This window comes from Bacteroides caecigallinarum, from assembly GCF_016902295.1.
In the GTDB taxonomy this organism is placed as follows: Bacteria; Bacteroidota; Bacteroidia; order Bacteroidales; family Bacteroidaceae; genus Phocaeicola; species Phocaeicola caecigallinarum_A.
Genome location: NZ_JACJLQ010000058.1, coordinates 1 through 10300 on the forward strand (window position 1 = coordinate 1; position 10300 = coordinate 10300).

Annotated in this window: 10 protein-coding genes; 4 read left to right on the forward strand and 6 right to left on the reverse strand. The window is 37.9% G+C overall.

Annotated elements, in window-relative coordinates:
* Positions 1–296: 296 nt before the first annotated feature.
* From H6A27_RS13415 to H6A27_RS13430, 4 genes are all read right to left on the reverse strand, one after another.
* Positions 297–1613 carry a hypothetical protein gene (locus H6A27_RS13415; RefSeq protein WP_204509054.1) on the reverse strand — a complete coding sequence of 439 codons (1317 nt, stop codon included), beginning with the start codon at positions 1611–1613 and terminating at the stop codon, positions 297–299.
* Between the two features lie 176 nt (positions 1614–1789).
* Positions 1790–2290, reverse strand: a complete 501-nt coding sequence (locus H6A27_RS13420) for an FRG domain-containing protein (RefSeq protein WP_204509055.1) — start codon at positions 2288–2290, stop codon at positions 1790–1792.
* 68 nt (positions 2291–2358) lie between these two features.
* Positions 2359–3642, reverse strand: a complete 1284-nt coding sequence (locus H6A27_RS13425; RefSeq protein ID WP_204509056.1) for a hypothetical protein — start codon at positions 3640–3642, stop codon at positions 2359–2361.
* Positions 3643–3772: 130 nt separating this feature from the next.
* Positions 3773–4834, reverse strand: a complete 1062-nt coding sequence (locus H6A27_RS13430; protein ID WP_204509057.1) for an AAA family ATPase — start codon at positions 4832–4834, stop codon at positions 3773–3775.
* Positions 4835–5144: 310 nt separating this feature from the next.
* Between H6A27_RS13430 and H6A27_RS13435 the strand changes: the two genes are divergently transcribed.
* The 4 genes from H6A27_RS13435 (at position 5145) to H6A27_RS13450 (ending at position 9270) form a co-directional block, all read left to right on the forward strand.
* Positions 5145–5615 (forward strand): LytR/AlgR family response regulator transcription factor, encoded by a 471-nt coding sequence (locus H6A27_RS13435; RefSeq protein ID WP_204509058.1) that lies wholly within the window; start codon positions 5145–5147, stop codon positions 5613–5615.
* 116 nt (positions 5616–5731) lie between these two features.
* Positions 5732–7210, forward strand: coding sequence for a hypothetical protein (locus H6A27_RS13440; protein WP_204509059.1), 1479 nt, complete (start codon positions 5732–5734; stop codon positions 7208–7210).
* An 11-nt stretch (positions 7211–7221) separates the two neighbouring features.
* A complete protein-coding gene (locus H6A27_RS13445) occupies positions 7222–8589 on the forward strand; it encodes a hypothetical protein (RefSeq protein WP_204509060.1) in 1368 nt (455 codons plus the stop codon).
* 27 nt (positions 8590–8616) lie between these two features.
* A complete protein-coding gene (locus H6A27_RS13450) occupies positions 8617–9270 on the forward strand; it encodes a toll/interleukin-1 receptor domain-containing protein (protein WP_204509061.1) in 654 nt (217 codons plus the stop codon).
* 21 nt (positions 9271–9291) lie between these two features.
* On the opposite strand, the gene H6A27_RS13455 is transcribed toward H6A27_RS13450, so the two are convergent.
* Both H6A27_RS13455 and H6A27_RS13460 read right to left on the reverse strand, forming a co-directional pair.
* The gene (locus tag H6A27_RS13455; protein WP_204509062.1) at positions 9292–9432 is read right to left on the reverse strand and encodes a hypothetical protein; all 141 of its coding nucleotides are present in this window, start codon (positions 9430–9432) and stop codon (positions 9292–9294) included.
* A 306-nt stretch (positions 9433–9738) separates the two neighbouring features.
* Positions 9739–10185 carry an AAA family ATPase gene (locus H6A27_RS13460; protein WP_204509063.1) on the reverse strand — a complete coding sequence of 149 codons (447 nt, stop codon included), beginning with the start codon at positions 10183–10185 and terminating at the stop codon, positions 9739–9741.
* Between the last annotated feature and the right edge of the window lie 115 nt (positions 10186–10300).

The following is a 10300-nucleotide window of genomic DNA, read 5'->3' on the forward strand; positions in this document are numbered from 1 at the left end:
GCTGCCGGTAAATATTTTATTGCCTTTATTCATATGAATATACCAATGGAAGCCTTTGGAATCATTCTACCGTAAATCATTTTAGAGGAAAGATAGTGCAAACCGAGTGGAGTACAAAGTGGAAGAGAATGATGATTGTCTTCTTGAACCAGTCATAGAATTACGTGTATGGAATATTAAGAGCCACGTTGGTCAATACGCCATTTTTGGATGGTTACATCCGATATCTTATTTTTGTATTGTTTTATATAATCGCTTTCTTTTATCTGTACAGCTAGCTATTTTGAAAATATCATTCATAACAGCGAACTGAAATTAACCATTCCTATTTTTTTTGTCTCCAAAACACAATCAAAAACAACAATATGTAGTAACAAATCCTTGAAATCCCATTTGCTACCTTCTCCCAGGTATTTGAAATAAGCAGATGTTTTATCAAATATCGCCTGATTATTTTTTATTTCCTCTTCATTCAGGTTTCCTCTTTCTTTCTGATATGCTTTTAATAAACCGTCAAGTTCTGATATATTACAGAAATCATTAACAAATTTAGAAAGTACATCAGACTTATTCCCACCTTCATTATGGAGGCTATTAATGAATTTTTTTTTGTCCACTTCTATTTTACCTTCTTTTATATTGAAACATATTCCGTTAAACTCCGTTTTATTTATTCTTTTAGTATCTTGATTCTTATAGTATTCATTTATTGATTTGAGAATCATACCATACGATCTGTATAGAGAACCTTTAGGGTCAATGTGTTTTTTGAATTTCTCTTTCTCATTCTCTTTACCTTTTGTATCATTAACATCAAGCAGAATATTGTTGACATAATGAAAAAAATCATTTTTCATGTCCAGTAATGTGTTGTCATGCAATTTGTTGAAATGTTCTTTAATCATCGTATGTAAGCTATCTGCAACAATCTGTGGATATGCCACATTTGACAATGTGAGAAGTATATCATACGAGCGGTAAAGCAGAAACAGTTGCTTGAAAATGATATTGTCTATATCCTGGTTAATGGCATCCTCAGAAATATTTTTTCTGGAGAAATGTTCGGCGGCAATATCCACTTCCGTGTTATAGTTACGTAGCAACAATTTGAATTCATGCCTTATGGTATATGACTTTTCTTCTTCATCAATATCATAGATAATTTCATCAGGCAACGTCTTGAGTTTAAGTACATTACTTTCCGAAGGGTAGTTCATCCTTACTCCCCATCTCTTGTTGGAATCATCATAGTATTTCAGTGTCATTGCACACGAACAGACCAGATTCCTGTAAAAATGCCTCGGCAAATCCTTCAGCTTTCCCATTTGTGCCGACTTAGGAGCATTCGAGGTATGCAACTCCGTTTGCTTTTGTGCCTCAAAAGTTACCTTGGCAAAATACAGTGACGCCAGTCCCAGGAAAAAACCTATGACACCCAGGAAATTAAACCCGTCATCAAGAAAATTTGTAGAGACATCATCAATAAGTACAACGGGCGATCCGTTTATCGTGTCTTGCCCTAATACTGCAATATTGTAATCTGCAAATACAATGTCGCATACCATCAATAAACTACCTAATATAAAAATACGCATAACGTTCAAAAGTGACATTTTATTAAGACAATATCATAATCAATCAATAAAAACTATTCTATTATTTCGTATACACTGAATTCTTTGCTTTTAGAATCATAAACGGTTATTCTATTATCGGTCCTGCTCACTTTTATAAACGACCTTGACTGATTATCGAAAGCTTGAAGATAGAATAATATTTAAGTTAATAACTATCCCATGATAGGTAAGTACCTGTCCGAAAGACTGTCATACCTCGATGTAGCGAAAAAAGCAGCAACACCAAAACTGTTTGTCATATCCATTATATTCGTTTCTATTCCATAATGCTGTGCCAAACCATCATAATTGACTGTAAGTCCTGCATCCAGCATATCTTGTACTTCCGGATTTTGGTTTAGAATAGTCTTGAAATCTTCTATTTGAACAAGACGTTCAAGTTTTTCAGCTATATTCCATGGCCTGCGGTATAATGAAGGAAGGCAAGACTCGTAGTATTCATTCTGACCTCGATATAAAGGATTACCCGGCATAGGCACATTTCTCATTTTGTTTTCTCCAAAATCCATAGCAACAAACTGTGGTGGTGCATACCAAAAAACACTCCATCCAATTGATTGCAGATATCTGCCCACCTCGAATACATCCCGGAATACATATTTACCCGAATGAATGTCCTCTTCATTAATATTGGAGAATTCTTCTTTCGTCATTTTCGTCAAATTATAAATTATATAATGTGAGTTTATAACAATACATTTCTAAAAACCGTGTTTGTTAATCATCCTTCTGGAATTATAGAGTCCGGTATCTCCATCCCATTCTCTTCGCATACCCTTGTAAATTCTTTTCTGAAACCTTCATCATTCATAAATTCATTCACAAATCTGTCTCTAAGTGTATAAGGGTAAGGTAGAGCCTGAAAAATATCTATTATATGCTGTGCCAGTTCACGGTTTACAGGCATCATGCGCAGATGGCTAATATAGAAATCCGTTTTGTAACACTTCTCATTATAATTTATTCTCATATGGTCTTTGGTGAAAAAATTATTCAGGAAATAGTCAAAATACCCGTGTCTTAACAAAACATTTCTATAATCAGCTTCCAAGTCATAGATACCACGGTTTTGTTTATACATTAATTCCTGTATTTTCTTATAAGCCTCTATTTTTTCATCCATATTTATGTATCCTCCCTCTAGAAGATGCGCCAGAACTGGAAGAGGAAAATTCAAAAATTTTAATTGTTCATACCAGAATCTGCGTATCTCTGTCTTTTCTCTCAACAACTTAAATACAGCATCCGGATGTTGGTCTATGTACCAGTTCATTAAATCCGGATTTTCCTTGATATAATCTGTCAGATCTTTTTTGAAATCCTCCTCACAACACTGATATATTTCTTCAATAATATCTGTAAAAGACTTGTTGTAAGCTCCTCCGGTCAGTCTCCGTATCTCAATTATGAACTCTCTATATTCATTCGGCTTCACCATTGTCTTTATTTTTTTCAGCAAAGGTCTGACCGGATCGTTTTTTGGTGTCATTGCCGGATCAAAATATTCATCAAATTCTTTCAGTAATGACCTCATGCCTCCTTCTACCGATATGCTGAGTAAATGATCTTTAATAAATGCGTAAAACACAAGCACATGAGCCTGCATGAATGTATTACCTTTGTAGTGAGCACATTCGTTACGCCAAACCCTCCATTGGCAATTAAAGATATCACGGACCTCATCGTTTACAGTTAATATACCGTCTTTACTTCCATCATGTTTAGGACGTAACTTTACAGCCTCCATAACGTCCGTATCCCATCTGTCTTGATTTTTCAACTTACGTTTCCAGTCACCCCATTCTTCTGGAGTGAATCCCTTAGGTGGCATTTTTGTTTGTATTATCACTTCTTTCAGATGCCTCATTACACCCTGATATGCCAGCAAATATGCGGCACGGAATATATCATTCTTATAACATCTTATTGAATCGTCAAACAGAGCCTGCGCGTCTTCACACAGCTGATTTCTGCTCGAGTTAAGCCATTGTATGAATGCATCCATAAACACCTGTCATTAAAATTAAAAACATATTAGAATTCCTCATTATCAGAATCGCTACACTATATCAGAACTTCTTCATCTCCAGCCTCGAATACTCCGATTCCAGTGTCATTGTCCAAATAAATATTTATCATCGCATTTCCATTTCCTGTTTTATTGAATAATCAAACTTTTCATAATCGTAATTCAAGGCGATAAGTTCGTCTGTATTACGTTTTATCAGTTTAAATGCACTTATCATTTCCTGATACTCATTTCCTTTTTCTTCCAGTACATTTGCCAGTCCCTTTATAGAGTCAAGATTATGAGTCGTAACGAATATCTGTGTATCTGTAATTTTAGCCACTTCAAGAATAGCCGTCCATAGAGTAGGCATAGCGCTGTAATGCAATCCGTTGTCAACCTCATCAATAAGCAACACCTTTTTTTTACTTCCGTAAATATGCAGTATTACAGACAATAATTTCCTTATTCCGTCGCCCAGCAGCTGTATTGGAATGCGTTTTTCCATTCCTATGTCTGCGAGCAACTCACCATTAGCCGAAACAATATCTTTCAGGTTCGGCTCCACTTTTCTGAGCATATCGAAAACAAAGTTCTCCTGTTTGTTTTCCAGAAGTGTGGCAAAAAGTTCCACATTATTATGAAAAGGTTCATTCGCTGTAATGTAAACACATTCCAGTTCCTCCTTATACGATGAATCAATGTCTGTAACTGTCGCTTTGGTTTTACCCTCAAATCTGATAGAAGTATGATATTCTTTCTTTTGTGAGCTATTATCTTCGGTCGATGAAATTTCAGTATTCAGGTTCAATGAATATATCTTGTCATTCACATTTGAAGTTCCTGGATTTGTAGGTATTGTCAACACAGGCGACAAAGTTTCTTCGTATTCAATTTCCACATTACGTATATTCGTACCGTATTTCCCGTTGAATACAATGTTTGAATCAGTATTAAGTCTATAGAAATTCATTTTAAGACTTTCCGGTCCTCTGTTCAGATAGTTTCTGCTCCAGTTGATTGTAAGCGGATATCTTGGATTGTTAGCAGCAGAGAACAAAAACAAAGCGTCAAGCACAGATGATTTACCGCAATTATTACGTCCAAAGAACAGATTGATTTGCTTTATTCCTGAAATAAAGCAATCTTTTATTCCTCTGAAATTCTTTATATGTATATTTTCTATCATTAGTTTTTAATTGGTTAGTTACATGCGTTTCGCAATTCTCTATCCGCAAAAATACGCTAAAATATTAGTTTCAGCAATACTTAAGTTCATAAAATTTCCCTCAGACTAATCCTCTGTATAAAACCTTTTCTTTGTTTCTATTCCCTTTCTGCTCTATCTCATACATTGTTGTTTCATGGGTTGCCATAATATATTAATAATTAGTTTCCACAAAAAACATGTTTGGAAAACAAGTGCTGTTGTTTGGAAAAAATAATTCCGTAATATGTTGACAATTGATTAATTCGTCGTATAGAAAACTATTATTTATATGGCTAAAAAAAATAATTCAATAACATTGATTCTTCCTGCTATTTTTGAAGATACTCCCATTAAAATTGTAAAAAGCAGTAAAACCTGCCAGGTATTGATAGATATTGAAACAGAAAATATCGAAACGTACAGTAAAGACTGCGTTAGTCCGATATTCGTATATACCGATGGTAGCTATATTCGAATTATCCACGACAAGATAATATACATTGAAGCTAACGGTAGCTATTGTAGGATAGTTTACGACGGTTTAAAATCACTGATTTTGTCTTTTCCCCTTTCTGAGGCATGTAAAATGCTTCCGGCAAATTTCGTCCGTGTCCACCGGTCGTATGCTGTCAATCTCGACTATATCACACGCATTTCAGGCAACCGTCTTTATGTCAAAGATACCTGGATAAACATCGGGCGCGAATACCGTGAAAAAACATTTGCCCGTTTTGTATTTTTCCATACCAAAAAATACTGAAACATACATTTTAGATAGCCAAACATGCGTTTCAGAAAGACAACATTTCTTGAAACGATAATCCTCTTATATTTGTAAGTGTAAGAAATGAAGTTTAACCTTTTAAAAAAACAGTTATGCCAACATCAATTCCTTATGATCCTTCATTGGTATTGGGCAACGTGGTACATCCTGAAAAGATGATAGTACTAGAGAATATATCTGCCCTTCAGGCTCCTGTCGATGCAGCAGAAGCCAATTTGAATTCTCTTATAAGCCTGAAAAGAAGTATCGACTGTACTGTGCGCGAGTTGCTTGAAATGGGAACAGACACAACCGAACTCCAGCGTGAAGGCGAAAGCGTCAAGCAGGAAATAACCCAGGCTGCGGTGGAATATGGCAAGACCAAGGTCCGTGCAGCCAGGGAAATCCAGAAACTGCGTTCTACCATACAGAGCATTCACTGCGATATAGAAAGTCCGGTCGACTACAACCGCAGCGAGCTGAAGAGCCTGCCTATAAGCAACAACTCCATGCAGATGAACGTCCAGTATTTCCGTTACGAGAGCAATAAGGAAAGCTCATTTACCCACGGGTCCAGCGTATCCTCTTTTGTCAACCATGCGCTCAGCTTTCTGGGAGTGCACAATGCCCAGCAGATGTCACTTGCCGTCCAGCAGCAAATCAACATGCAGGTTGCCAATCATAACATAGCCGGAACACTAGTCATAAGCATCAGCTGTACACATCGCAATGCCAGCATCTTTGCACCTCTTATCATCGATGTCGACAAGGCTTTGAAAGCATGGAATTTCCTTTATCCCAACGACCGGATCTCCACCAGTTCACTTGCCCTGCTGCTTGAGGACATCCGCAAGGAAGTAGCCCCCGATGCCCGTACATTCAGTATCCTTTCCGGCGCTACCTATGGTTCCAGCCTGGTAGGTATGGTCCACATCCTGAACGATACCTCCACCATATCCGTCGATTCCATGACCGCCCTGGCATCACAGATACAGGAGAAAATGAATGTAGGAGCATGGATGTCGTCGATGAATGGAGAATTCGGCGTCGCTTCCTCTTTTGCAACCGATGTAAAGAACATGCTGAGTACCCAGAATATCCAGTCGCACTGTTCACTGGTAACCATGGGAATCATCCCTTCCATCAAGTCAAATGTAGTAAAGAGTTCAGTAATGCAGTTTGTCGAGTCCGACAAGGAGAACCCTATGGGACGCCTTGCCCAGTTACAGGGAGCAACGGCCGAGGACAATAACACGCTTGCATCCGGAGCCCGTCAGGCAATTACCGGCAAGCAGATGGTAGAGTTGCGCAATTCCACCATAACCGCTTCTATAGCCGGACTAGCCAAGATGGAAGAGCAGGAAAACAGCATTATCGACATCAACAGTATGATGACCGCCATGGACGACTACATCGAGAAGTGTACCTCTGCCGACGAGAATCTGGGTGTTCCGGTCAATTTCTACCTGAAGCAGTTTACCCGTCAGGACATAGTTCGTGCATGGGTCAATCACTACTATCCTAACGAGTATAACAAGGCCGGCGGAATCGATGACTCACAATCTGATTCAGAAGAAAGCAGTGAAGAATAACGATTGTCATTATGTACTCTTCAAATAAAAGCAGTCTGGTGCTTGGAGGAGTAGCCAGCACCAGGCTGATGACGATTATCGATGAAATCGGCCGGATAAACCGTTTGATTGAGCTGTCAGAAGAACGGGTAGACGAGCTTATCCTTACCAAGCAGAAACTGAGCATGAAGCTTCATGAACTGAAAGGTATGGGTATAAACGTTTCGTCGGTAGAGAGTAAAATAGGCGAGATAGACAAGAAAATAGCGTCAGCTACCGTCAGTTATCTGGACACGTTTGTATCCTCTCAGGATCAGATACAACGCTTGAGTGAGGAGAAAGCACAGATAGAATCCGAAGACTTAACGGCAGACCGTTCAATTTGTCTGTTGCGTGGAGAAATCATTTCAAAACCTCTGTTTTACGACTCTCTGAAGATGAATTCCGATTACTTTTCGTTTACAGCCGACAATACCGAAACCGACCTTAGCCGTCTGAGTAATTTTGTGAATCAGGGAGTGAATGAAAAGGTTGCGTCAGAGGCTATTTCACAGCTCAACAATTACATCGGTAGTTCGGACTATACCGGAAGCCTGGTTATCACAGCTTCCTGTACCCACAAGAATGTCCGTTTCTTCGAGAAAATCGAATACGATCCTTACGAAGCTGCTAATATTTGGAACCATCTGCATGCCGAAAACGAAAAAATAGTCTTTCCCGTTGCACTGATGCCCGCCGAGGATATAGGCGAGCCGTTGACAGTTATTCGTGGAGCTGCCTACAGCTCTGGTTTCGTAGGTATGATACATTTTTTCCGTTCCGGTAATGGAAACTTCAACGAGCACACATTCCCTATCGAGCAGATACGTGATAAGCTACAGTTAGGAAGTTGGCTCAGTGCCATGTCGGGTGAGCTGGGAGTCGACAAGCGCATCCTCGACGATGTTCGTTCCCTCCTCGTATCAAACGAAATCCGGTCACATATCAGCATCGTGACCGACGGCATGATACCCGAAATCAAGTCGGGAGAAGTGCGTGCTACCCTTCCTAATTTGATAAAAGCATTTGCCAATCTGTCTGACCGTCTGCCCGAAGAAAAAGACAGCAACACTACGTTTTCGTCAACTAGTCGTGAGAATTTGGAGCGTATGTGCCGTCTTAATACATTCAATACCAGCGTGGCAGCTATGCTTGGCAAAATGTCCGAATGCGAGGAGGAAAAAGACAGAACATTCGATCTGAATACTTTGCTTACAGCATTCGATAATTATGTAAAAGGAGCCAGTGGTGAGAACTTTACAGGTATTCCTGTCTGTTATTACACCTGTCGTATTACACGAAACGATATCCTGCGTACTTGGATAGAAAAATATGAAGGCGAAACCGAAAAGCCTGAATAGAGTAGGAATAATTAAAAATTTTAAATTATGGCAAAAACACAAGTTGGCGAGATGCCCGTTACTAAAGTAGATGTCTTAATCAGTTTTGGAGGCGCACTAGGCGGGTTTGAATTTACATGGGATTTGTTCAGGAGGATAATGGAAGAAAAGAAAATGAGTGCATATCTGGATGCAATTTCATTGGAACATGATGAAGATACAGTATATCGGTGGGATAAAACACTTGGTGTTTATAAGATGTCAAATCCTAATTGGAATACTTTCTTCAGCGAAGCTATGAACAATTGTAAGTATATGATTTTTATTATTACCAAACCATGGTTGCATTCATACTATTGCATCCATGAATATAATATGTTCTTAGAGCGAGCGAATGATCCAAAGCATCCTATAACTCCAATATTTGTAATTTTTGAAGAGGCTATGGAAGAAATAATACGAAATAAAGGGGTTATTGTTCCAAGGCCGGAGGGAGAAATAACAATCAAAGAATCACAACTGATACTGGAATATAATAAATTCTATACTTATATAACAAATAAGAAGCATATAGAAGTAAATTCAAAAGACGCTCCCGGACAAGTTATATTTGAAACTAAAAATGAAACAATTAAAACTGAATTCGATTATGCATTGAAGGATGGTGTAACAAAACAAATTCTGAGCTATTTGAAAAAATAGATCAGTCGGTAAATCGCCACGCTACCCTCCGTATAGAGTAGCGTGGCGATTCCCGTTTTCTTCCCCGCTCAAAGTCCTTGATGCACTGCTCCTCACTCCACCGGAAGCACAAAGATATCCTCCGCCTTCTCCATCACCCCACATCTGATAGAACGTGTTCATATCATTCTGAAAGTTTAATTTACCCAAAAGCTTGTACAGAAAGGCGTTACAAATAAATTGATATCTCTGTATAGTTTTGTTTTTTCCAGATGTTCCTTTCTTATGGAAAATCTGAAAGCCAGACAAATTTCTTTATATCCTATATTTTTCTTCCCTGTCAAGCACTTAATTTTCTCCAATAAAGCATAAAACAAATCATGCCCCCTTGTCAACTGATTAATATCCACATTATTGTGTAAAAGCATTAACGATGTTATATCACTGTTGTTTGGAAAATCTGCTTTTGACGAGTTTCCTCCTAAAGATTTAAGATGAGAAAGACAAATTATTAACCTTATCGTTAAGGTACCACTCATAAATGGATTTTCGGTGAGCCTTGCTTATGATTTGGTTATTATACATAAAGAAAGACATCAGATTGTCATTCTTATCATACCATTCAAATCTGACCTCCTTTACATCTTCGATTTTAGTGTCACCAATTCCTTCATTACTCTTATCATCAGTATATTTGGGATATATTTTAATTACACTTTCATCATTAAGTCCTATTTCTATACTTTTAAATTTTAGTAAATAGAAATAGAAAAGTTCCCTTGGATTCAATTTGTTGATAATGGTAAGGATGGTAGTTTTCCCATAACCGTTAGGCCCGGTCAGAATAGTAAGCTTGTCGTCATTTTCATAATTGAAATCCAACTTATAATCATAAAGGCCGAATAGCTTATTTATATAAATATGAGTATATTGCATAATAAATATATTTAAGTTTCGCAAGTAGCTTTATTCCGTTTTCTTCTCTGGACATAGCTTTTTGATGATAGCAATTTTTTGGTTATCATTAGCAATCATCCGGATGATTTCTTCT

What these genes read in the sequence shown, in the direction of transcription:
- H6A27_RS13415 (WP_204509054.1), bottom strand. Translation starts at nt 1,613, where the DNA reads ATGTCACTTTTGAACGTTATGCGTATTTTTATATTAGGTAGTTTATTG.
- H6A27_RS13420 (WP_204509055.1), bottom strand. Translation starts at nt 2,290, where the DNA reads ATGACGAAAGAAGAATTCTCCAATATTAATGAAGAGGACATTCATTCG.
- H6A27_RS13425 (WP_204509056.1), bottom strand. Translation starts at nt 3,642, where the DNA reads ATGGATGCATTCATACAATGGCTTAACTCGAGCAGAAATCAGCTGTGT.
- H6A27_RS13430 (WP_204509057.1), bottom strand. Translation starts at nt 4,834, where the DNA reads ATGATAGAAAATATACATATAAAGAATTTCAGAGGAATAAAAGATTGC.
- H6A27_RS13435 (WP_204509058.1), top strand. Translation starts at nt 5,145, where the DNA reads ATGGCTAAAAAAAATAATTCAATAACATTGATTCTTCCTGCTATTTTT.
- H6A27_RS13440 (WP_204509059.1), top strand. Translation starts at nt 5,732, where the DNA reads ATGCCAACATCAATTCCTTATGATCCTTCATTGGTATTGGGCAACGTG.
- H6A27_RS13445 (WP_204509060.1), top strand. Translation starts at nt 7,222, where the DNA reads ATGTACTCTTCAAATAAAAGCAGTCTGGTGCTTGGAGGAGTAGCCAGC.
- H6A27_RS13450 (WP_204509061.1), top strand. Translation starts at nt 8,617, where the DNA reads ATGGCAAAAACACAAGTTGGCGAGATGCCCGTTACTAAAGTAGATGTC.
- H6A27_RS13455 (WP_204509062.1), bottom strand. Translation starts at nt 9,432, where the DNA reads ATGAACACGTTCTATCAGATGTGGGGTGATGGAGAAGGCGGAGGATAT.
- H6A27_RS13460 (WP_204509063.1), bottom strand. Translation starts at nt 10,185, where the DNA reads ATGCAATATACTCATATTTATATAAATAAGCTATTCGGCCTTTATGAT.